The organism is Oscillospiraceae bacterium (assembly GCA_025757985.1).
In the GTDB taxonomy this organism is placed as follows: Bacteria; Bacillota; Clostridia; order Oscillospirales; family Ruminococcaceae; genus Gemmiger.
This window is the reverse complement of sequence record CP107210.1, coordinates 904,824-926,782: the sequence shown is the minus strand read 5'-3', so window position 1 is coordinate 926,782 and position 21,959 is coordinate 904,824. Positions and strand designations below refer to the sequence as shown.

Sequence of the window (21,959 nt, the reverse complement as noted above, 5' to 3'; positions counted from 1 at the left end):
AACTGCTGGGTGGTTTTTCCACGGGTGGCGGTGAGGTGATGACACCGGGCAGCGATGCGTCGCTGGCGGATGGACGCCTCCAGTGGCCGCTGCCGGTGCCGGGCACAATCACATCCCCTCAAGGATACCGTACCGACCCGATTACCGGCGAAGTCAGCTACCACAGCGGTACCGACATCGCGGTGCCAGAGGGCACGCCGATCCTTGCGGCTGCCGACGGCACAGTGACCATCGCCAACGGGCTGGACAGTTGGGGCGGCAGTTACGGTTACCACGTCAAGCTGGACCACGGCGGCGGGCTGACTACTCTGTACGCGCACTGCTCCAGCATCTGTGTCACGGTGGGCCAGCAGGTCAAAGCCGGGCAGGTCATTGCCTATGTGGGGCATACCGGCCGCGCAATGGGACCGCATCTGCATTTCGAGGTGCATGGGTGATCGGACGTGCCCACGCCAAGAAGGCGATGATGGCAAATACAATGCTGCCAAGTGTGGCGGCTATGACTTGCAGCACGTTGACTTTGAGATGCACATCCCTTGCTGTGGGCCATAGAGCAAACCATTCCTGCAAGCGCTCTCCGGCTGCCGAAACGAGTGAACTCCACGCTGCCATACTGCCCCACTGATTCGGTATGAGCCAACCGGGCAGCGCAGATAACCACATGGGCAACAAGCAGACGAAAAGTAAGGCAACGATGAACATCATGAGTTCTCGCTGCTTTTTATTCCAGAATATCCGGAACAGGACGTTCCATAGACACCCTACAAGCAGAAGTATCACGGGCATCCCTGTCAATGCGTCCAACAGCCAAGCGACTGCGGCGTCACATAACAGTTGGTCTGGCTGCTCCAAACCACTGCCAGCTATAAATTTCTGAACGCTCTGAGAAGGGTTGCCCAAGGAGATATGGGTCAGTTCGATATAGCGGAACGCATCGGAACTGCCTGCTCCGTAGAGAACTCGGTCGGAATTGCCGGAAAAAATGCCACATACTTCGTAACTTCGCGCATTCTCCGTGTCGGGGTCCAGTGTTAATATTTGTCCCAACACGTCTGTACTGCCCCATAGATCCCAAGCAAGTGAGATACTGACGGAGCATTGACTGGTATCCCCATCACCTGGAGCTGTGCCATACAGGTAATTTGCCGCATACGCTGCCGATGCCGCTCCATAAAATCCAATGCTGCATACTTCTTGGATGGTCCGTTGACTGGCGGCAGCTTGAACGCTGCTCTCATTCTCCGTCCAGAATGTAGCAAAAATCCCGCCCTCGTTTTGCTCGCTCTGCGCATACGCACGGGCTTTCATTACCTGATCGCTCCGTAGTGCCTGAACATATCGTAAACTAGCCCCCGGACTGATTTGCTGGGCTTCGGCAGCTGCCCGTACAGCAAGCCACAGACACAGCACATATAACCCCAGCCAGAGCAGCACGATCAAACGCTTACGCATCGATCCGCACCTGCGCTCCGGCAGAAAGTGGTTTACTACTGGCACTGACGATCTGTTCCTTTCCATCCAGCGCACCAGAAACGCGTACGACCCCATCCCCGCGTTCATCGATGGTGACAGGGAGACGTATCAAAACGTTCTGTGCCCCCAGCACGGTGTTTTTCGTTTCTACAAGATAAACAAAGTCTCCTGTATTATCGCTGTTGACTGCGGTAGCCGGCAGGCAAAGCCCACTTTCGCCACTCGTGGTAGTGACTGTAATGGTAGCAGTTCCGACTTTCCATTGTGACCCCGATACCGTGAACTGCGCCATATCCGATTCGATACTTTCCAAAGCGGCGCTCCCTGTGGTCTGACCCTGTTTTACCGAAATAGTGCACCCCGACTGTATCAAGGTACTTTGCGCAGAGGTAACAGGGGTAATAAGGGTATAACTTTGCTCACCAGCGGCAAGCAGACCTGCAACTGCGGAACTGGTTTCTCCGGGTACTAAGGAAATCGCGGTAATGATTCCATCTGCTGGAGCAGAAAAGTTGCCCGAAGCATCCTTTAGCGCAGTCAGATCTGCAAGTTTTTGTTTTTCTTGACGGATCTGAGTCAAAAGCACTTCGGCGCTGGCGAGATCGGAACGGTTGGATTCCGCTAAATCGGCCGCCTCTTTTTCGTAACTGTGCTGGGCACTGTTGCGGGAGTCCTCTGCACTTTGGGCGGCAGCCAGTGCATTTTCCTGTTCGCTTTCTGCCGTTTGCTGAGCGCTTTCTAAATCGTTTTGTGCCTGTTGGACCGCAGCCTGTGCATTACTCAATTCGTTTCTCCAATCGGAGTACTTTTGCTCTGTTTCAGTCTGTTCCGGAGTGGCCATTTCCCAGTATGAATCTTCAAAAGGCCGCTGCGGCTCACGGCCTTCCACTTCACTCAATGCCTTGCGGGCGCTGTCTAAGGCTTCCTGGGCACTGGCGATAGCCTGTTCGTTTTCGGTAACTATTTGCTGATAATTGGAATAGGCACGGTCTAACTGTTGTTGTGCCTGCTGCCATGCGAACGAATCGGCAACGTCTGCATTCGTAAGCTGGTCAGCCTGCACCTGGTGCTGCTCCAAAGAAGCTTGGAGCTGGTCGATCGCAGTATCAATATCGTCTACCGAAAGGACGGCCAGTGTTTGCCCCTGCGTGACCGAATCGCCTGGCTGGACAAGGACCTGTTCTATGAGCAGCCCTTCCGGAAGAGTCAAGGGGGTACCTGCTCCGGGAGAGAGCTCCCCTGACAAAATGAAACTCTGGCTGACGGTTCCCTGATAAGGGTTGGTCACAGTGACAACAGGGGTCGTGGCTGCTGCTGTTCCACGTACAAGCAGCGTCAAAATGAGCATGACACCCAGAAAACGAAGAAAATCAATGCCCGCACGTGACTGATTCGTACTGTTTTCGGAGATGGCGTGAAGGCGCCGTTTTAGTTTATGTATGATTTCCAAATTCGTCATCCTTTCACAGCCCCTGCAGCGAGACCGGTTTCAAGGTAGGTTTGCCCAAAGCGGAAAACCAGTACAGAAGGAGCCAGCATCAATAAACTGGCCGCCATTGATAAACCTAATTGTTCAGTGTCAAGATTGGTGAGATAGAGGGACAAGGGCCAATATTGTGGGGATTTCAAAAAGGTTATGGGTTGTTCAATAGCATTCCAGGCATCAAGGAATCCCAGGGTCAGTGCAGAAATGATCCCAGGTACACCAAGCGGGATACCGATGTTCCAAAAGCGGTGCCAATGGTTAGCTCCGTCTATAGCTGCGGACTCCAATACTTCTCTCGGTATTGCGTCAAAGCCGCGCTCCATAATGAAAACCGGAAAAGTTGAGAAGATACCGGGCAAAATGACAGCCCAGGGGGTATCCAATAGACCGAATTGACGTAGAACCAGATAACTGGGAACCATTGTGACCTGGAAAGGCAATAGCATTAAAACGATATACAAACCGCGAACCGCCCCTCGGCCGTGGAAACGCAGTCTGCTGATGGCCCACGCAGCCGGTGCGCCTACCAATAACTGGCCTGCCACTTGAGTGACGGATTGCTCCATACTGTTCCAGAACATCACAAAAAACTGCGGTGTATCCAACAAGAGCGTCAGCAAAGGTTCCAAAGTGGGCCAGGTCGGCAGAATATGCCAGGAAGCGAAGCCATTGTGCAGCCCCAGCGCAGGGCCTACCGTCAGCTCCAACTCCTCTTCCGGCATCAGAGCACCGGTGCAGAGAAACCAAAGCGGCCACCATACCAGCAGCGCGGCCGGGATCAGGCAAACCCAAATCCAGTGACCTCGTTTGGCTTTATTCTTCTTTTGCACAGTGATCCCACCATTTCAACAAGGCCAGAATTCCAGCCAACAGTACCAATGCCACCAATATGGCGGCCGCCGCCAAGCGTGGCAAGTCCAAACTCAAAAACCAGTTATTAAATAGATGCTGAAGCAAATAAATGCTCTGTTGTGGATAACGCCCAGCTACCAGATACGCCTCGCGAAAGACCTTGAACGCATTGAGCAAACTTAAAATCAGGGTCAGCACCAGAGTAGGCTGAAGTGCAGGCCAAGTAATGTGGCAAAACTGCTGCCAAGGGCCTGCGCCATCCACACGGGCCGCCTCATACTGATCTGCAGGGATAGCTTCTAAGCCGGTCGCCCAAAGAACCTGTGTGTAACCACAGTTTTTCCACAGATAGGTCGCTGTTAAGACCCAAAATGCCGCTCCCGTCCCCATAAAGTCGACAGGCTGCGCACCCAGCCATGTCAACCAGCCATTGCATAACCCCTGGCGGGAAAAAAGTGTTTGCCAAAGAAGAACTATACTGGCTACAGGGATAGCAATAGGAAGCAGAAAGGTGGTCTTAAAAACGCGCGCGGCCTTTGTTTCTCGCAAGGGGCGGCTGTGAAGGACCAGGGCAAGAATCAGACTCCCGGATAGAAGAAGGGGCAGGCAAATACCCAGGAAACGAGCGGTGTTGGCTACGGCCAGCTGGAAAGCGTCATTCTGTAAAACAGAATCATAATTGGAAAAACCTACCCACGTACTTCCCATCGTGTCGAACATGCTGCGCCGAATCGTCTCGACAAATGGTAGCAAAACGAACAAAAGAACCCCGATCAAACTTGGAAGCAGGAACAACCACGCAGCCCGGTTCTCTTGAGAGGCGGTCGTGTGCCGGCTTCGCAAACGCCTATCGTTGTTCCGCATAATACAGGCTCGCCCGCTGCAGGATGTTGGCTATGGTGGTCTCCAGATCCTGATTGCCACTATACAGTTGGGAGGCTTCGTCGTAGACGAGTTCCTTCAAACTCAAGTCCGTATTGGCGGGGGTGGTCAGTTGAGCACATACGGTGTCTAAGCCCAATTCAGCAGGCGTGGGAAGGTCACTGCTGCCGCCTGTTGTGCGCATCTGCACTCCTTCACGAACAAAATAACCATTAAAACTGCCCCGGTCGGCTACTTGCTCATTTTCGCAGTCCAGCATGGTCTGGATAAATTCCACACCGGCATCTATCTGATCAGAAGTATTCAGCACCCCCATAGTCATAGCGGGAACGAACACGTCGCCCGGAAAGGGGCGAATTAAAGCCGGGACCGCTTGTGTTTCGCTGACCATATAAATGTAGGTCAGCAAATAATCGGTGGGGCAGCCGGTCGCACAATCGGCGGGGTCCTGTGGGCGTGCGTACCAATTCATGCTGACTGGAATATCTACAGCCAAATGCTGGCCATCAGAAGTGCCTGCTGTATCTTCACCATCGCCAAATAGCGGGTCAAATTCAGAAGTGATGTTTTGTGCTTGAACGACTGCTTCGGTAACAGTTAAAAATTCACGCAGAGCGCTTTCGTTTACTTCTTGCGCGCCAAGCGCAAAGATGGACGCACTGGAAGCGGGGTACAGTTCATTGAACAAGTTGTAATAGCCGTCATAGTGGAAATTTGACTTTACACAAAGCAGATCCTGCAAATCAGTCAAACACTGCGCCTGCGATAGCGGTTCGGCGTTTTCCTGCGACTTGCAATAAAGCAAGCCGGGACGGAATAAAAGCGGCAGTGCCCAACAGCCATCCGAATCTGTATAACAATTTACAATGTTCTTATAGCAATCATCGGTGTCAACCTGACTTAAATCGGCCAAAATCCCCTGATCTATATAGGACTCGATCGGCAGCCCATCCAATACAAGCACATCTGGCCCCTCTCCTGCGAAGATCTCCACATTGAGGGTTCGAATAACATCATCAAGCGTCATTCCGTTATTTATGCTGTCCTGCCCGTATTCCACTGTGATGGTCTGCTCTGGATGCTGGGCCGCGTAAGCATTGATGCCCTCCCGCAGGAGAAAACTGTCTTCCATAGCCCAGATAACCAACTCACTGCCAGAAGGAATCGTCGCTTCCGCATCGTAGTGATAGCGGTAAAGCTGCGCATGATTGTTGCCATCCATCCCGCTGACCCAATAGCTGCCGTCTTGATCCACAACAAGCTGTTGTTTTATAAACTCGTTGCTTGCGAGTACAAAACTGCGATTGTCAGCGAATGTTTGCTGCAGCATGCCATCTAGGGCGAGCTGATGGATTCCGTTACTGTCGGCCCAGGTCAAAACACCGCTGTTTACAGAAGCGGCACATGTTGAGGGCAGGGACTCGGCAAGGGGCAGTTGATATTGCTGCAAAGTATTTCCGCTGTTTGCATCAAAGACAGTCAGGTTCGTGCTGCCAGTAACAAAAGCGTAAACTTTCCCCTCTGAATACAGGACCGGGCTGCCGTAAAAGCCGGGGGTTATCGTTGTAACCTGGCGCGTGGCGCAGTCGATCAGTACGAAAATGGTGGATTCTGCCACTTGCACTGTCAGAAATACTTTCCCGTCATCGGTCAGCCGGAGTCCAACTGGTAGAGCGCCGGACTGCAGCAGGCTATCTACCTCTACGGGCTCTAATGCATTCGCGTCTTGACCGGTACAAAGCGAATACTGCCCGTCGCTGTTTCTTGTGACAGCCCAAATCGAGCCGTCATCTGCGATGTCCACATAGTTTGGGGCGTTGGCAGGCATGTCGCTTTCCTGCAGAACAGTCCATGTAGAGGATTCAAACTGTAAGAGCTGACGTTTACCCGTTGAGTTTAATCCGACCAGGAGGACGTTTCCATCCTGATCGATCCGCAGATCGTAAAAGCGGCTATATGTATCGGGCAGGTTTTCGGACATAGACTCTTGAACATAGGCGCCTGTAGCCGTACCTGTTTTTGGAATTTCCGTGGATTGTGAATCGGCAGATGCGCTGGAAGATTCACTGGCCGGAGCGGAAGTCTCGGCAGCATCCGAGGGCGAGCTTCCGCATGCGGAAAAGGCCGACACTATCATCAGGGCTGATAGTGTTGCAGATAAGAGTTTTTTTCCGATTTGCTTCATGATGGTTGACTCCCTTCGAAATTTGCTTTACACTGATTGTAACGGATGCACACTTAAATTATCCTGAATTTTTTCAAAACAGAGGACGAAAATGAAAATTCTTTTGGTAGAAGATCATGATGCTTTGCGGCACAATATCGAGGCTGTTCTGAAAAGCGAAGGATATACGGTGGTTTCTTGCGCTGACGGAATAGATGCCGAATTTCAAATTGTGAACAATAGCAGTGATCTGATCCTGCTGGATCGGATGCTGCCTGGCCAGGACGGTCTGACCATAACTCGAAAGGCGCGGGCGCAGGGCATTACGACGCCTATTCTGATGCTTACTGCGTTGGACAGTCTTGGGGATAAAGTCAGCGGGCTGGACGCAGGAGCCGATGATTATATCGTAAAACCATTTGCCATGGAAGAATTGCTGGCTCGTTTGCGGATCTGGTCGCGGCGGTCGGTCCCCCTGGAAGATCCAAGTCAATTGGATTTTGGCGATCTTTGCTACCGCCAGGAGTTCGGTTGCTCAAAGGGCCGGAAGGAGAGGAAATCCTGCCGAAGCGGTTGGCACAGTTGATGGAACTCCTTTTGCGAAGCGCGGGCACTCCCATTACAAGAAGTGTTATTTTCAATCGGATTTGGGGGCCGGATGCAGAGGTGACGGATGCGGTGATCGACACCTATATCCATTTGGTTCGGCAGCGGCTGATACATCTGCATTCAAAAGTTAAAATCATAAACAGCCGGGGGACCGGCTACCAGTTGCAATATGAAGCAGAAGAATAGAACAAAATCTTCCCGAAAAGAAATATACCGTCATTTGCAGTACCGGATAACCGCTTTTTGCGCAATTTTGACCGGTTTGGTGCTCTTTATCGCCTGTGCTATTTCATTTCATGCGGCAAAGAGAGAGATTCAGAGTGCTGCACAGTCGTTGTTTCTGTCTCAAAGCCAAACCGCGAATGCGTACTTGTCGGCACCAGGAAGTGTGGATACGCAGAGCCTGTTGCAGTTTGCAGAACAATGTGATCTATCCGTGGCCGTTGTTGATGGGGGAACATTGCTCACGTTCACGCCCACACTGACGGCAGAAATGCGGGATGCTCTTTTGGCAGAACTGAAAGAAGATGCCGTAGGGGAAACGCTGTATTCATCAAAGGCCCAGAGCGGGACCTTTGTCCTGACCGCCGCAGGAAAAGAATGGCGGGCGGCACTGCAAAATCATTCTGCTTCAACGACGCAGTGGTATAATGTGCTTGTATTGCAACCAATGACAACGGATGTTTCCGGGATGATGCGCCTGCTTGTTCAATATGCGGTCGTTTTTTGCATTGCATGGGCGGCACTGATCATAGTTGCCGCATGGCTGTCCAAGCGAGTGATCCGCCCGGTAGAAGCAGCGCATACAGAGCAGCTGCGTTTTTTAGCTGGCGCCAGCCATGAATTGAAAACCCCTCTTGCAGTGATTTCCACTTCTGTTGATCTGTTGCGGCGCGGAGTATCCGCCCCGGAAGAACCCTGTCAAACCATCCAGCGCGAGACCCGCCAAATGGCAAGGCTGATCGACGATATGCTGGTTCTTACCAATGGTGGTACCGGGCGCTGGGAATTACAACTACAGCCCTTGGTGCCGGAAGATATTTCGATGTCTGTTTATGAAAAGTTTGTTCCCATTTTTGCACAGAAAGCGCAGGAACTGACCTTGCAGCTGCCGGATACGGCACTGCCATCTGTTTTTGCGGATGAGCAGCGCCTGGAGCAGATACTCTCCATCTTGCTGGATAATGCGCATTCCTATGCCCCGGAGGGAAGTTCTGTTCAGCTGCGGGTCGATCAGTGTGAGGAAGGAAAAACACGGTTCTGGGTGGTAGACCACGGGCCGGGTATCCCGGACGAGGAAAAGCAAGCGGTTTTCCACTACTTTTATCGCAGGGAGGCGCAGCAACAGCAGGCACCAAACAAAGCCGGGCATTATGGCTTGGGGCTGTCTGTAGCAACAGAATTGGCCAGGTTGCAGCAAGGTTCGCTGACCGTGCTCGACACGCCGGGCGGTGGCGCGACTTTCTGTCTTACGGTGTGTAGTGCATAAAGATAGAAACTGACAAAAGGCAGGCTCAAGGAGCCTGCCTTTTGTCGGCGGTTCGGATTTAACCGTCGGAAAGTGAGCGGCTGATAGCGGTCGCAAGATTTGCGTTCATGTTTGCCGAATTCCCATCAACGCAACTTGCGCCACAATCTCCACCGGTTGCATCATGGTTACTACCATACTGGTTAGCCGTATTGTAACTTTCTGCTTGATAACTGCAGCAGCAACCACAATTACCACCGCCACCATGATTACCATAGTGTAAACTCATGCGAATTTCTCCTTTCCGATACAACTTTTCCATTGTGGAAAGGTTGTATCAATATTTACAAATTCCGGGTACTCGTAATGAGAAACCCAGGATTGTATTAAACAGGAACGGTGTGGTTCAAAGTTTCCATGATTTCAGGCCGCTCTTCCATTAAAGTGCAGAATGTTCCGAGCATAAGATAGGTATAGGTGCGACAGTTCTTACATTTGGAAGATTTCTCTTTTATATTTACACCGTTTTGAGAGTAGCACTCTGAATAGCACATGGGACAAATATTGTAAGCCCAACAATTCTCACACAAGGGTTTACTGGCGGCTAAATAGTCATCAATGTATTTCTTTAATACTACTTCTTTGTTTACCCCGGTCGATATCGTGCCTACTGAAGGAGAAGAACCAATTCGTTCGCAGATTGATAATTCGCCGTCGGTGTGTACATACAGCTTTCTAACTGCTGGCACACAGCATGCCTCAATGATGCCTGTTCGGAGTGCTGGATCGGAAGATGCGAAGCGATTCTTTATCCGCGCCATGATTAATGCACGAACTTCCATAGAAATTATTGTCGTTTATTCTTTTTAGCTGATTCTTTTGCCCCCGCGCGTGCGAAAAGTGAACTGCGTTTCACATTCCCTGAGAGGCGTTTCTCTCTGTTTGTTCTATACGAACAGAGAGAAGCGCCTCTTTTTCTATTTGAGGCAGACCGTAGCAGTAAAAGTTTCTTCCTTGCGCGACAGCTGGCATGTTGGCGAAGGGGAGAACCTTTGAGGAAGAATGAAAAAACCGTCACGTGTTGGGAAAAAGCGGAAGTCTTTTTTCCGCATTTTGCAATATACTCAATCCGGAGCAAAAAGACGGAGGAGGTGAAAGCCCGTGCAGGCCGCTTGGCGCAGGCGGAAGATTCTTGAACTGCTTTGCGTCCGGCGGCATATAAAGATAGGCGAGCTGGCAAAACGTTTTGATGTGACGAGTAGAACAATCTACAGCGACATTGAGAAATTGTCTCTTGCTTACCCGATTTATACGACCAGCGGGCGAGGTTCGGGCGGTGTTCATCTTATGGATGAATACACCCCCGCACAGCATAGGCTGACGGCAAAACAAATTGATTTTCTTGAACGGATAATACCGACGTTGCCCGTCGAAGATCAATTTATTGCGGAAAGCATCCTTCAGAATTTTGCCTCCATTTAGCTGGAATCTCCGGCAATTACCACCTTGACAACTGCATACCCAGCACGGCAGGTACGTTCCTGCCTCCAGTGAGCAACACGGGAAGGTGCGCCATGACGTGCCCCGCGATGCGGAACCAACTATGCCATTGATCGGCATACCGCGCAGCGACGGCAAGGAGCGATCCCATCTGTCCCATAAACAGCCCCGGCGGGCTGGATTGCCGAGACCTGGGGGCAGGGGACAATGATACGCCTGCGGCCCCGCGCGTCAGACGGGGTGGCCGAACCCAGGTTGCAATCCTTAGACCTGGGCAGAGCCAGTGAGCGGCTGTTGCCAGCAGTCCGCCTGCCGTGTTCCCCGGCCTGGGGGCGAGCTGCAAATAGGGCATATCGAGAAACTAACTTTGAACATCAACGTGCCCGTTGATGTCGAACCCGTGCGGCGCAGTCAGGACCCATGGCAAGACTACGCCGTATTATTTTGCCATCAACGATTACCCCGGAGGGGATGTTTGTGAATTCTATGGAGTCTCTCGGCTACGATGCCGCGCATCAACAAGCTGAGTATATTTTCCGCACCGTTCTGCCTGCTTGCGGGATGACCGTGCGGGAGGGGCAGATCCAGCTTTGCCATGCCATGCTGGACTCCCTATATAATAAAGAAGTTACCTTGTGCGATGCTGGCGTAGGATTGGGAAAAACCTACGCATATTTGATTGCATGCCTGCTCTGGCAATGGCAGCGCCCGCGCGAACAATGGCAGCCGGTGGTTATTTCAACGGCCAGCGTGACCTTGCAGGATGCTTTGCTGCAGCAGTACATTCCTTTTTTGTCGAATGCTTTAATACAATATGGATATATTGATGAACCTGCACATGCTGTATTGCGAAAGGGAAAGGAGCGTTTTGTGTGTGACGCACGCCTGGAAGAACGCCGGATGCAGATCGCGCAGCGTGGTGAAGCGTTTGCCCGGCGGGCCGCATTGCTTCGAGCCGCAGACCGATACCTGGATCTCGACCGTGTGGCAGGGCTTTCCCGGTATGACCGGCAGCATATCTGTGTGCCGGATCGCTGCGACCGGCAGTGCGGCGCATGGGAAAGCTGTCGTTACCGGCAATATGTCAGGGCATCCAACGGCCCGACTATTACGATCCAAATTTGTAACCACAACTATCTGTTGGCAGATGCTGTTCATCGCCAAAAGGGCTGGAACCCATTGCTGCGGGATTACCAGGCGTTGATCATCGACGAAGCACACTGTCTGCCAGACGCCGCGCAGCAAATGGCGACCCGCCGCCTGTCGGTGCAAAAACTTACGCAACTGGCAGAACAACTGGCCCGCGCACACCATCCCTACGCCGCACAGCAGGTGCAAACCCAAACACGGGCGTTGGCGGCGGCCTGCATATTGAACGCGCCCGCCGAAGGGAAACCCCGGCGGGCGTTCGCTATCACGGACGCCAGCGCCACGGCGCTGGCAGGGATGCAGAAAGTGGTGACACAGATCCTGGAGAGAGAACACACGCGGCTGCCGCACCATTTGCAAAACCAGCTGGCAGAAACGAAAGAACTGGCCGGGCGGTTCGCCCGGCTAGATGATTCCATGATCCGATACATAGAAATAGCGGAAAACGGTGAGTCTGTCTCGCTCTGCGCGGTTCCCCGTGACCTGCCCAGCCAGCTGTATGATCTGTTGTGGAAACGGGAAAAACCTGCCATCCTGACATCCGGTACATTGGCTGCGGGTCGGGACTTTGACTATACTGCACGACGCATGGGACTGCGCGATGGAGTGCCAGTAAATACCCTGCAAGTCCCTTCGCCGTTTGATTACCCACGGAACGCGATGTTGTACTTTCCGCTCCGTCCCGATGTAGGCAACTATTCAAAAGAAGCCCAGAATGAACGAGTGGCAGGGCAGATCGAGAGCCTTGTGCGGTCCGCGTGCGGCCACACACTGGTGCTGTTCACTTCCTATGACCAGATGGGCCATGTGTACGAGCAACTGGAGGGGCGGTTGCCGTATCCTATGTTCAAAGCGGCGAGGGGCGGCCAGCGGTTTGTAGAGCAATTCAAACAGTGCCCCAACGCAGTGCTGCTGGCGGGCGGTCCCTGCTGGGAAGGCGTGGATTTCCCCGGCGACATGGTCTCCTTACTGGTGATCGTGCGGCTGCCGTTCCCGGTGCCCGACCCGGTACGGGAGGCCCGGAGGGAACGCTACCCCGACCTGCACAGTTACATCCAGGCTGAGATCGTGCCGGAAATGCAGCAGAAGCTGCGGCAGGGCTTTGGGCGGGCCATCCGCACCGAACAGGATTCCTGTGTGGTAGCGATTCTGGACGAACGCGCGGGCATCGGCGGCAAGTACCATGACGCCGCGCTGGCAGCGCTGCCGACCTGTCCGAGCACCGAGAAAATTGAAGATGTGCAGCAATTCATCCGGGAGCAGAAGCGCCCGGATTACTTTTTGTGAAAAGAGGAACCTGAGATGTACCTTATGCGAAACCACGATGTCTGGATTTATGTGCGCTGCGCCAACAGCGATCCGCGCATTGCCTTTGACCGGCTGTATGACCTTATCGACGAAGCGGCAGGGCACGGTTTTCTCGTGCGCGGCACATCTTTTGACCATTGCAGCGGAAACACCTTGAAAGACCGCATCGGTCTGCGCACCATGCTGGACGCAGTAGAGAACAGTCGGGTTGAAGCCGTGATGGTGCGCGATTTGGAACAAATCAGCCGCAACAGCTACATACTGGTAGGAGTTATTGAAATTCTGCGTCAGAATGATGTCTATCTCATCACCACTGAATGCGACCTGAACGCCGAGCTCATCAACAGCGGGCTGGAACGCTTTGTCGGTGACCGCTTCACGCGAGCATCCTTTGGCAAGCCGCGCTTTGATGTTCGTCTTCCACTGATGGATCAATTCTGAGGTGCGCTCATGAAAGAATACAAAATTTGGGCGTTCGCCCGCAGTGCTGCACCGAACCTGCCCGCATTGGAAGAACAGCTTGCAGAAGTCATGCGCGAAGCCGACAGGCGCGGCTACATCATTGTCAACTCCTGCATGGAGCAAAAGTACGGTACCGAATTCTGGCGACCTGATTTGTTCGCCATGCTTACTGCTGTGCAGCAGGGGCGCGTCAATGCCGTCATGGTTCAGAGCCTTGACCGTTTGAGCCATGACCTCACGACGCTGTACAGAATCCTACGCTTTTTGCAAAATTACGGTACAGTGCTGATTACGACCGAGACCAATCTGCAATATGAACTCTATCTGACAGGGTTGGAGAGCAGACTGCTGAATCGCCCTAAGAAAAGAAAGCCTGTATTGGTATGTGAGGAATGCGAAGATGGAAATCCTTGAGACAAAAAGAGGAAAAAGCGGCGTACAAAGCATTGTTGTTCGCTGCGGCGAGTATACCGCAGAACTGACTTTTTGCGAAAACTGTGAAACGGACGTCATGATTCCTATTAAAGAGCTGATTATGTCTGCATACGATTTGCGCAAGCAACGGGAAGAACAGGATAATAGGTAGAATTGCGGTCCACATTGGCAGCGATTCTTCTCCGTTTTGGTGAATAGCTTTCCTTATTATAATAGAGTATCGTTTGTCTTGCGAAAATGCACCAACCATTTCGCAAGATGAACAGCGAGGTGAACAGAATGATTTGCGTAGATTCGAATGGTCAAGCGATTGAAATTTCGGTGGCGGACCAGATGTGGCTGGATGATGCCTATTTTAAGGGAAAGCAGATGCATCTTGAAGCGGATGCACCGCGCGTTGCACTGGCTTATCGAGTATCGACAAAAGGGCAGGTAGACCACGATGATATTCCAATGCAGAAAATTGACTGCCGAAAGTTTGCACAAAAGCAAGGGTGGCGGGTGGTAAAAGAGGTGGCCGAAAAGGGCGTCTCTGGTTCTAAGGTGTCGGCCTCAAAACGCGATGCCATCCAGCAATTGAAAGAAGAAGCCGCCAACGGAGAATTTGACATTCTTCTGGTCTATATGTTTGACCGACTTGGGCGAATCGAAAGTGAAACACCATTTGTACTGGAATGGTTCGTCCAGCACGGCATTGAAATGTGGAGTACCCACGAAGGCCAGCAGAAAATCGAAACACACGGCGATAAACTAATGAACTACATCCGCTTTTGGCAGGCGGCAGGGGAGTCGGAGAAAACATCCATCCGAACCCGCGATAGAATCCGACAAATCGTGTCCAGTGGCCATTATGCAGGAGGTTTTGTGTGCTACGGCTATCAGCTGGTAGACCAAGGCAGACGGAACAAACGGGATAAGCCGGTCATGGATTTGGTCGTCAACGAGGAAGAAGCTGCTTGGGTGCGCGAACTCTTTTACAAGGTGGTCCACGAGGGTGCCAGCGGATACTCGCTGGCCGAGATGCTGAACAACAGGGGACTGCGCACCCGCGCCGGGGCAAAATTCCAATCGAGCAACATACTCCGCATTATTCGTCACGAGGGGTATACAGGTTACATCATTACGAAAAATGCCCGTTCGGAATATATCCCGGAATTACAGATCATCGACCAAGAGACATTTGAAAAAGCCAATGACATTATCAGCCGACGCAGTGCAAAGACAGCGCAAGACAGACGAATCGCCCACACCAGCCAGAACCCAACGCTGCTGGCGGGCATTGTCTACTGCGCCCACTGCGGAGCGAAGATGTCTGGTTTTATGCACACAGACCGATATAAGCTGGCGGACGGCAGCATCCGCGAAAAAGTCCAGCCTAAGTATAACTGCTTTCAGCGCGGTCAGCGGAACAAAGGCGGCAGAGACTGTGACGGGCAAGCACTGTACCTTGCCGAAAGGGTAGATGCCGTCGTTCTGAAAATCGTCGAGGAAGTATTCGAGCAAATCCGAGACACACCCTATTCCCAAGTAGCGGAGAATCGGATTCGGCAAGAGTCGAACCTGCAAAAGACAAAACGTGTAGCCGTGGAGAAAAAGATAAAAGCCGCCCAGCACGCCTTGGAACGCTTTGAGGGCGAGATTCTAAAATGCCTTGACGGAACAAGCAATTTTACCGAGGATATGATTGCCAAGCAAATCCGTCGATACCAACAGGAATTGGATGATGCCAAGGCTGAATATGCTGAACTTCAGAATGCGAGGTTAAACGAAGCAGCTGAGATTCGGAAACTGCGTACTTACTACGACGATTTCAGAGGTTGGGCAGAAGAATTTGATACCGCCCCGCTGGAAATGAAACGGATGATACTGAGTCATCTGATTGATAGGGTAGAGGTGGGCAGAAAATACCAAGTTACAATAAAGCTGAACATGGAATATCAGCAGCTTTTAGATAATACAGTAGAAGCAATTTGTGAGGAAGGACTTGAAACACAAAGAAAATAGCAGTGGAGGCTGAGCGGCATCCACTGCTATTTTCTTTAATGTGAAAGTTGACGGTTGTTTGATTTTCGAATGGGCAACAGCCTGATTGGAGAAGGTTTAGAAGAGACTGCTCATTATGAATGGTACGGACAATGCCAGTTTTGATTGGAAATAATGGCTGGGTTTAATTAGGAGATACAGAGTAATATTCTTCTAAGAAGTTGGAATGAAGCTTGTGGCTAATTAACCATGAAGATACAGTTTCTGGAGTTAATCCAGCTATATCGTAATCTTTGAACTCTAGGGAGAATGCTTCAATATTGCTTTTTAGCAGGCTAAGTTGAGATTTAGAAATTATCTTTGTATTATGAGTTAAATAAGCGTCGTCATCAAGGTGGGTCGTTGGAATAATTAAATAGCTGGTATATTGATGACCGGGGTATTCGGTTTCAAACCACCCACAGTGTTGATCCATTTGTCCAGCCTCACTTTTGTGAATGCCCGTTCGATCAGAAGAAACGTTACTTTTGCATTCGATAAGCATATAATTCTGATGGTCATCACACCACAAATTATCAGGTCCCTGTCGAAAAGATTTGTCCGGGCGTTGAGATTGAAACCCTAATAGCTTGCCAATTTCTTCAACAGCATGTTCAAATCTGTTGGCGGGCTGACTGAAAGATAGCTGCGATAAAATGTCGCGCAAAGATAATTGGAAATCTATGAAGTTTGGGAATTTGGAAACATAGTTAATTATGGAATTGGCGCGTTTCTCACTAAAAGTAGTGGACAACTTTTTGTAAGGTAATACTTCAGTGGGTTTTAATAGTTCGTTGTTTTTAGAAAAGGCAGTGTGCTGTAGTTCGGCAGAAGTTGATTTGTGGAAGAAGTGCTGGTACTTGGCAAGTAATTGCATATACCAGTATTTGTCCTCCCCAATGGTGGGTATATCAACAATTTTTTGAATGTGTAGACATGCGTCCTCGTAGTTGCCGGACACTGCGCAGTCGTACGCAAGACGTTCTTCAAGAAGAACAGTATAAATGCTACTACGATTTTCACTGGATTCACAAATTTCATCCATTTTTTCATTATAGTAATCTTTCCAGTCAGAATCACGATCAATGCATTGATTGATAGTTTCCATTAGGCTTGAAAGCTCATCAGAAGAATTGTCGCTGTCCATATTGGCAATCTCAAAACCGATATCTAGTTGTTTTTGGGTTTGAGGGGAGAAAAAGTTCTTATTTGTGCTGGAACGAATAAATTTTATAAGATCATCGCCTAAAAGAATGATTACACTATAATCCTTTTCACCGCGAACACTTCGCCCAAGACCTTGTTCGATTTTCTGGGCAATTTTGATTTTTGCAATATCGCTATTGCTTCGGCATAATTCTTCGTAATTGTCGGCAAGGTTATCTGCGTAGGGAAGAGAATCGATAATTAAAATGCGGCATGATTCATCAGGAAGATCTATACCATCATACCGATTTGCAAAAACAATATTACGACGATGACTAGAAACAATATCAGGAGAAGCCCTAACAAAGTCTATAACAGTCGAGTACATGTTAGGTGTACCCTTATTTGCAAGTATGGCACCGTAAGATGTATATTTGCTAGCTTTCTCAAAACTTGGTACAAGGACAGCTAAGCCATATTTTTCGTGTGATGAGGTTAAAAGCAAATTTTCGATTTCTTTCTGCTTTGTATTCTTGCAAATCATAGAGGGAATTAAAATCATCTTTTCGCCAGACCAACGGTAATTTGAATCGATAAGGGGATTCTCTATAGCAGAAATAGATAGATCTAATCCTTTGACAAATAGCGTGTCCTCTTGCGTGGTTGCTGACATTAACACACGATGAGATGCAGTGTGGAAAATTCCAAATGACTTTATTGGAATGCACTCTGGAGAAATCTCTATCGCATTACTGGAAACATAGGCTCGACAAAGTGGAATTTGATCCCTAATAAGCGGCCAAGCAAATTTGATGGAAGAATCCTGAGTGCGCGTTGAAAGAAGCTGTATCACGGCCTCACCTTTATCATGCCAGGCCCAGTAGGGAATGGCGTGCGAATCGGAATCGTGCCCATTTAAAATATCTTGGTAAGTTCCTTCCCCTTGTTGTTTCAAATCATCTACAAACAGGGAGAGGAGAGCGTTATATAGGGAGTCCTTTTTCTCTATACGGATTGTGCAAGAGGATAAAATTGAATCCATACAAGCATGAGAGTCATCAAGAATTATGCAACCAACATGGAATGAACGCCCACCAATTCCAAAAAGAGAGAGACCGTTGAATATTTTTTGCACATAGGTGATGAGAATTTTTTGACTGTTTAAAAATTCTTGGGGAATTTCGCGTTCATTGGTTCCGAGATGGCAAAAGGGAATGCCGAACTTTTCGGCGTCGGCGCATGCTTGTTGCATTAGATAAATATTGGGACATACATAAACGACAGGACCACTGTTACTATTAAGATAAGAAAGACCAATAAGAAGACCAATAAGAGTTTTGCCTGAGCCAGTGGGAAGTTTGATTATGATGTCTCTGTCTTGGCGTCGATTGCTATACCATTCGGTTAAAATGCGGTCTTGAGTGGGACGAAGAGGCCCAGCTTCACTTTTTCGATCCAAAGATTCATAGATTTTTGAAGGAACGGTTTGCTTTTGTGAAATGGTAGCTTTTTTGTATTTGGAAAAGTTTGCCATACGAGACCTCCTTAAAAGAAATACTGTTTGGTGAAAATTGAGATATGCGAAAGACGTTGACAAATTAATTATAGATGCATTAAAAGAAAAGGTCAATGATTTGTGTAAGAATGGTGGAGTGACAGCGCTATTGCAAAAAGTAAAGAAACAGCGTATAATAAAGGCAAGGAAAGGGGGCGCTTATCCCATGCAGCAGGAAGAAAATTATCTGGCGCAAAGCATATCCCAAGTGGACGCGGATGCCCGCTACGATGAAGGCGTTAAGCGTCTGCTTGCCAACAAAAGCATTCTGGCCGTTATTATGAAGGAATGCGTTCCGGAATATCGCGGCTGTACGGTGCGGGAGATTGCGGAAAAGTATATCGAGGGTGAACCGCAGATTGGTGCTGTCGGCGTGGATGCCGACGAAACCAACCGAAGTGTATCGGCCACGATCCATGGCACGAACACGGAAGATGTGACGCTGACCGAAGGTACAATTCGCTATGATGTCCGTTTTTATGCCACCGCACCGAGCGAGGATGGCCTGATTGGTCTGATTCTGAATGTGGAGGCACAGAACCGCTATAATGCGGGGTATCCGTTGCTGAAACGAGCAATTTACTATTGCAGCCGCATGATTTCGGCGCAGTATGGCACGGAGTTTACCAAAGGTGAGTACGGCAAAATCAAAAAAGTGTACTCGATTTGGGTATGTATGAACCCGCCGAAGAACCGCAGAAACACCATTACGCAGTATTCCATACAGGAAAAGCATATTATTGGTGAGGCGGCTGAGCAGATCAGGAACTACGACCTTATGAGCGCCGTGATGATTTGCTTGGGCGATGAGGATGACAAAAACTATGGCGGGCTGCTGAAATTCTTGGAAGTACTGCTTTCAGAAGAAAAGAGCCCTGAAACGAAGAAAGAAATATTAGAAACGGAATTTGATGTTCCGATGACACAAACGCTTGAAAGTGAGGTGCGCAGAATGTGCAATTTGAGCCAAGGCGTTAAGGAAAGAGCAATGGAGCAGGGCGTTGCGAAAGGAATAGGCATTGGTGAAGATAAGGCAACTCTCAATGCGATTCGTAACGTGATGAACAGCTTTAAGGTGTCTGCTGATGTGGCAATGGATGCGTTGCATATTCCGACAGAAAATCGAGCAAAATATAGAGCAATGCTTCAAAGCTGATAAGGAATATTAGCGGCATGATTGTAAGAATCTCCTTTTTGACTTTAAAAGGAGATTTCTTGCTTTAAGTAGAACTGACTCTCTTGCGAAAAGTACTATCAAAATAGGTTGTGGAGGGTTGCTATATGGCTACTTTGGAATGGAACAAATTATTATGCACGAAGAGAGAACGAGAATCTAAAAGTGGTTCCTCAATTAATCCAGTAAGAAATGAATTTGAAGCTGATTATGATAGAATAGTAGGAAGCTCATCGGTTCGTAGACTTCAAGATAAAGCACAAGTTTTCCCATTACAACAAAATGATGTTGCGAGAACGCGTCTTACGCATTCAATGGAGGTTTCCGCATTGGCAAGATCGCTTGGAAAAGCGGTTGGGCGTAGGCTAGAGGAAAAAGAAATTTTTCAAGATCGAGAGCAAACGGAAAAATTGTCTGCACTTCTTCAAGTGGCAGGACTGATTCATGACCTGGGGAATCCGCCTTTTGGTCATTATGGCGAAACGGTAATCCGCGACTGGTTTGGAAAATGGTTTAGTGGAGAAGCGATGCTTTCGGAAGAGAAAAATTCGTTATCAGAGCAACAAAAAAATGATTTCATATATTTCGATGGTAATGTACAAAACCTTAGAATCGTTACAAAGCTGCAAGTACAAAATGATAATAAGGGAGCTAATTTCACATACGGCACATTGGCAACCATTATGAAGTATCCTTGGTCGAGCGAAAGCAGACCTAAAGGAAAGATAAAATTTGGATATTTTGAATCTGAGCAGGAACTGGCAGAAGCGGTTAGAAGAGAAATTGGATTAGAAGCAGGTGTAAGACACCCTGCGACGTATCTGCTTGAAGCAGCTGATGATATCATTTACATTTGTGATGATATTGAGGATGGAACAAAAAGGGATATATTGAATGGGAAAAGGAATTTGAGACTCTTTATCAAAAGGCCGAAAAAGGAAGCTATGGTGAAGAGATTGAAAAATTACTGATTAATGTAAAAAGAAAAAATGAAAACGTTGATAGCCGAATGCATGATAAGGAACAGGTTATTGCGTATGTTAGAAATTTTAGAAATATGGTTCAGTCTTTTCTCTTTAAAAAAGTTGTAGATCAATTTATGAATCAATACGAGAGAATTATGTCTAACGACCCGAAAGCTGATATGGAAGAACTGCTATCTGTTGAAAGAGCGTTTGTCAAGGACCTGAAGAACATTACTGCAAGGCAGTGCTTTTCCTCGGATGAAGTACTTAACTTGGAACTGACGGGGGATAAAGTTATTTCAACATTGCTAGATGTTTTTGTAAGAACATTGACGGAGCATGACGGTCATGAATTGTCTGACACGAGAACTTATGCGGGAAAAATTTTCAGAAAAATTTCACGTAACTTTATTTATATTGCGGAAAGTAAAATCAATGATAGTAACTATGTGGGAAATTTGTACTCTGAAGATTTGATAAACAAACTATCAGTATATGACAGATTACATTTGGTAGTAGACTATGTTTCGGGAATGACAGACTCGTATGCGGTTAAGGTTTATCAGGAACTTACGGCGATGAAACATCCTTGAAATGAAAGTGTTGGATCTATGATTATGGATGCTTTGCATGATTATTTTATAAGCAGGCCACAGTTAAGAGAACTTTATGATTTGTTAGAGCAAGTCGGATATATATATTTGATTGGAGGCGTTTTGAGGGAGTATAAAGATCATGAATGCATAATAAATTTGAGGGATATTGATATAACTATTGATGTCCAAAGCGAACAAAAATGGCAAAACTTTTTGCAAAACTATCATGTTGAAATTAACCGATTCGGTGGATTAAAAATATTAATCGATGATACAGAAGTTGACGTTTGGCGAATTGAAAACACATGGGCATATAGAAAAGGAAAAGTTGTAGCAATAGATAAAGTTGAAGCTTTACCGAAAACCGTATTTCTAAATATGGACGGTATTGTTTATGACTGTAAGCGTAATGTGTGGCTCGATAGAGAATATGAAAATGCGATGAAAACAAAAATGCTAGATGTAGTATTAGATGATAATCCTCAAATGGAACTAAATCTCTTGAGAGCGATGGTGCTGCGGAAAAAATACAATATGGTCTACTCGCAGCGCCTAAAAGATGTTTTTAGAAAAGCAATGTCCTATGAAATGGATTACGCTGAGTTGGAAAAGGTGCTGAGTAGAGAGCAAATACGAAGATACAAGAAAGAAATGCTATCGGAAGAAGAAATAAAAGACGAAATACTGACCATTTTCAAGTGATTGGATGAATC

22 protein-coding genes are annotated in these 21,959 nt (G+C 48.6%); 14 read left to right on the top strand and 8 right to left on the bottom strand.

Translation table 11 applies throughout. The features are described from left to right. The first annotated feature begins 38 nt into the window (after positions 1–38). Positions 39–437: a M23 family metallopeptidase gene (locus OGM67_04655; protein ID UYJ36192.1), complete on the top strand. Its 399-nt coding sequence runs from the start codon at positions 39–41 to the stop codon at positions 435–437. Here the strand turns inward: OGM67_04655 and OGM67_04650 are convergent. From OGM67_04650 to OGM67_04630, 5 genes are read right to left on the bottom strand one after another with little or no spacing between them, the layout of a single operon-like run. Further along, positions 370–1,452: a hypothetical protein gene (locus OGM67_04650; protein UYJ35619.1), complete on the bottom strand. Its 1,083-nt coding sequence runs from the start codon at positions 1,450–1,452 to the stop codon at positions 370–372. The two genes, OGM67_04655 and OGM67_04650, sit on opposite strands and share 68 nt — an antisense overlap. Further along, complete coding sequence (locus OGM67_04645; protein UYJ35618.1) at positions 1,445–2,932, bottom strand: HlyD family secretion protein; 1,488 nt, start codon at positions 2,930–2,932, stop codon at positions 1,445–1,447. Before OGM67_04645 ends, OGM67_04650 begins: the two co-directional genes overlap by 8 nt. Next, positions 2,929–3,789, bottom strand: coding sequence for a carbohydrate ABC transporter permease (locus OGM67_04640; protein ID UYJ35617.1), 861 nt, complete (start codon positions 3,787–3,789; stop codon positions 2,929–2,931). The genes OGM67_04645 and OGM67_04640 overlap by 4 nt, the downstream gene beginning before the upstream one ends. Next, entirely contained in the window at positions 3,773–4,675 is a 903-nt protein-coding gene (locus tag OGM67_04635; protein UYJ35616.1) for a sugar ABC transporter permease, read from the bottom strand. The genes OGM67_04640 and OGM67_04635 overlap by 17 nt, the downstream gene beginning before the upstream one ends. Further along, positions 4,659–6,878, bottom strand: a complete 2,220-nt coding sequence (locus OGM67_04630; GenBank protein ID UYJ35615.1) for a hypothetical protein — start codon at positions 6,876–6,878, stop codon at positions 4,659–4,661. The genes OGM67_04635 and OGM67_04630 overlap by 17 nt, the downstream gene beginning before the upstream one ends. Before the next feature lie 91 nt (positions 6,879–6,969). Between OGM67_04630 and OGM67_04625 the strand changes: the two genes are divergently transcribed. Genes OGM67_04625 through OGM67_04615 form a run of 3 tightly spaced genes read left to right on the top strand, consistent with a single transcriptional unit; the run spans position 6,970 to position 8,955 of the window. After that, positions 6,970–7,443: a response regulator gene (locus OGM67_04625; protein UYJ35614.1), complete on the top strand. Its 474-nt coding sequence runs from the start codon at positions 6,970–6,972 to the stop codon at positions 7,441–7,443. Continuing rightward, a complete protein-coding gene (locus OGM67_04620; protein ID UYJ36191.1) occupies positions 7,443–7,652 on the top strand; it encodes a winged helix-turn-helix domain-containing protein in 210 nt (69 codons plus the stop codon). Before OGM67_04625 ends, OGM67_04620 begins: the two co-directional genes overlap by 1 nt. After that, complete coding sequence (locus tag OGM67_04615; protein ID UYJ35613.1) at positions 7,636–8,955, top strand: HAMP domain-containing histidine kinase; 1,320 nt, start codon at positions 7,636–7,638, stop codon at positions 8,953–8,955. Before OGM67_04620 ends, OGM67_04615 begins: the two co-directional genes overlap by 17 nt. Before the next feature lie 105 nt (positions 8,956–9,060). Here OGM67_04615 and OGM67_04610 read toward each other — a convergent pair whose 3' ends face one another. Together OGM67_04610 and OGM67_04605 are read right to left on the bottom strand one after the other, a co-directional pair. Further along, positions 9,061–9,210 (bottom strand): hypothetical protein, encoded by a 150-nt coding sequence (locus OGM67_04610; GenBank protein UYJ35612.1) that lies wholly within the window; start codon positions 9,208–9,210, stop codon positions 9,061–9,063. 110 nt (positions 9,211–9,320) lie between these two features. Next, the gene (locus tag OGM67_04605; protein ID UYJ35611.1) at positions 9,321–9,776 is read right to left on the bottom strand and encodes a hypothetical protein; all 456 of its coding nucleotides are present in this window, start codon (positions 9,774–9,776) and stop codon (positions 9,321–9,323) included. Between the two features lie 319 nt (positions 9,777–10,095). Between OGM67_04605 and OGM67_04600 the strand changes: the two genes are divergently transcribed. From OGM67_04600 to OGM67_04575, 6 genes are all read left to right on the top strand, one after another. Beyond that, positions 10,096–10,416, top strand: a complete 321-nt coding sequence (locus tag OGM67_04600; protein UYJ35610.1) for a helix-turn-helix domain-containing protein — start codon at positions 10,096–10,098, stop codon at positions 10,414–10,416. Positions 10,417–10,920: 504 nt separating this feature from the next. Then, positions 10,921–12,870 (top strand): ATP-dependent DNA helicase, encoded by a 1,950-nt coding sequence (locus OGM67_04595; GenBank protein ID UYJ36190.1) that lies wholly within the window; start codon positions 10,921–10,923, stop codon positions 12,868–12,870. Between the two features lie 15 nt (positions 12,871–12,885). After that, a complete protein-coding gene (locus tag OGM67_04590; protein UYJ35609.1) occupies positions 12,886–13,332 on the top strand; it encodes a recombinase family protein in 447 nt (148 codons plus the stop codon). A 9-nt stretch (positions 13,333–13,341) separates the two neighbouring features. After that, a complete protein-coding gene (locus tag OGM67_04585; protein ID UYJ35608.1) occupies positions 13,342–13,767 on the top strand; it encodes a recombinase family protein in 426 nt (141 codons plus the stop codon). Next, positions 13,754–13,939 carry a hypothetical protein gene (locus OGM67_04580; GenBank protein ID UYJ35607.1) on the top strand — a complete coding sequence of 62 codons (186 nt, stop codon included), beginning with the start codon at positions 13,754–13,756 and terminating at the stop codon, positions 13,937–13,939. Before OGM67_04585 ends, OGM67_04580 begins: the two co-directional genes overlap by 14 nt. Positions 13,940–14,046: 107 nt before the next feature. Next, positions 14,047–15,792: a recombinase family protein gene (locus tag OGM67_04575; protein UYJ35606.1), complete on the top strand. Its 1,746-nt coding sequence runs from the start codon at positions 14,047–14,049 to the stop codon at positions 15,790–15,792. 163 nt (positions 15,793–15,955) lie between these two features. Here OGM67_04575 and OGM67_04570 read toward each other — a convergent pair whose 3' ends face one another. Continuing rightward, a complete protein-coding gene (locus OGM67_04570) occupies positions 15,956–18,490 on the bottom strand; it encodes a DEAD/DEAH box helicase family protein (GenBank protein UYJ35605.1) in 2,535 nt (844 codons plus the stop codon). A 187-nt stretch (positions 18,491–18,677) separates the two neighbouring features. On the opposite strand from OGM67_04570, the gene OGM67_04565 reads away from it, so the two are divergent. From OGM67_04565 to OGM67_04550, 4 genes are all read left to right on the top strand, one after another. After that, positions 18,678–19,667: an Rpn family recombination-promoting nuclease/putative transposase gene (locus OGM67_04565; protein UYJ35604.1), complete on the top strand. Its 990-nt coding sequence runs from the start codon at positions 18,678–18,680 to the stop codon at positions 19,665–19,667. A 125-nt stretch (positions 19,668–19,792) separates the two neighbouring features. Then, complete coding sequence (dgt, locus tag OGM67_04560) at positions 19,793–20,656, top strand: dNTP triphosphohydrolase (protein ID UYJ35603.1); 864 nt, start codon at positions 19,793–19,795, stop codon at positions 20,654–20,656. 38 nt (positions 20,657–20,694) lie between these two features. Further along, positions 20,695–21,243 (top strand): hypothetical protein, encoded by a 549-nt coding sequence (locus tag OGM67_04555; protein ID UYJ35602.1) that lies wholly within the window; start codon positions 20,695–20,697, stop codon positions 21,241–21,243. A gap of 18 nt (positions 21,244–21,261) precedes the next feature. After that, a complete protein-coding gene (locus tag OGM67_04550) occupies positions 21,262–21,948 on the top strand; it encodes a hypothetical protein (protein ID UYJ35601.1) in 687 nt (228 codons plus the stop codon). The last annotated feature ends 11 nt before the right edge of the window (positions 21,949–21,959 follow it).

Coding starts and splice junctions, on each gene's coding strand:
- OGM67_04655 (UYJ36192.1), top strand. CDS start 39: ATGACACCGGGCAGCGATGCGTCGCTGGCGGATGGACGCCTCCAGTGG.
- OGM67_04650 (UYJ35619.1), bottom strand. CDS start 1,452: ATGCGTAAGCGTTTGATCGTGCTGCTCTGGCTGGGGTTATATGTGCTG.
- OGM67_04645 (UYJ35618.1), bottom strand. CDS start 2,932: ATGACGAATTTGGAAATCATACATAAACTAAAACGGCGCCTTCACGCC.
- OGM67_04635 (UYJ35616.1), bottom strand. CDS start 4,675: ATGCGGAACAACGATAGGCGTTTGCGAAGCCGGCACACGACCGCCTCT.
- OGM67_04630 (UYJ35615.1), bottom strand. CDS start 6,878: ATGAAGCAAATCGGAAAAAAACTCTTATCTGCAACACTATCAGCCCTG.
- OGM67_04625 (UYJ35614.1), top strand. CDS start 6,970: ATGAAAATTCTTTTGGTAGAAGATCATGATGCTTTGCGGCACAATATC.
- OGM67_04620 (UYJ36191.1), top strand. CDS start 7,443: ATGGAACTCCTTTTGCGAAGCGCGGGCACTCCCATTACAAGAAGTGTT.
- OGM67_04615 (UYJ35613.1), top strand. CDS start 7,636: ATGAAGCAGAAGAATAGAACAAAATCTTCCCGAAAAGAAATATACCGT.
- OGM67_04610 (UYJ35612.1), bottom strand. CDS start 9,210: ATGGTAATCATGGTGGCGGTGGTAATTGTGGTTGCTGCTGCAGTTATC.
- OGM67_04605 (UYJ35611.1), bottom strand. CDS start 9,776: ATGGAAGTTCGTGCATTAATCATGGCGCGGATAAAGAATCGCTTCGCA.
- OGM67_04595 (UYJ36190.1), top strand. CDS start 10,921: ATGGAGTCTCTCGGCTACGATGCCGCGCATCAACAAGCTGAGTATATT.
- OGM67_04590 (UYJ35609.1), top strand. CDS start 12,886: ATGTACCTTATGCGAAACCACGATGTCTGGATTTATGTGCGCTGCGCC.
- OGM67_04585 (UYJ35608.1), top strand. CDS start 13,342: ATGAAAGAATACAAAATTTGGGCGTTCGCCCGCAGTGCTGCACCGAAC.
- OGM67_04580 (UYJ35607.1), top strand. CDS start 13,754: ATGGAAATCCTTGAGACAAAAAGAGGAAAAAGCGGCGTACAAAGCATT.
- OGM67_04575 (UYJ35606.1), top strand. CDS start 14,047: ATGAACAGCGAGGTGAACAGAATGATTTGCGTAGATTCGAATGGTCAA.
- OGM67_04570 (UYJ35605.1), bottom strand. CDS start 18,490: ATGGCAAACTTTTCCAAATACAAAAAAGCTACCATTTCACAAAAGCAA.
- OGM67_04565 (UYJ35604.1), top strand. CDS start 18,678: ATGCAGCAGGAAGAAAATTATCTGGCGCAAAGCATATCCCAAGTGGAC.
- dgt (UYJ35603.1), top strand. CDS start 19,793: ATGGCTACTTTGGAATGGAACAAATTATTATGCACGAAGAGAGAACGA.
- OGM67_04555 (UYJ35602.1), top strand. CDS start 20,695: ATGCATGATAAGGAACAGGTTATTGCGTATGTTAGAAATTTTAGAAAT.
- OGM67_04550 (UYJ35601.1), top strand. CDS start 21,262: ATGATTATGGATGCTTTGCATGATTATTTTATAAGCAGGCCACAGTTA.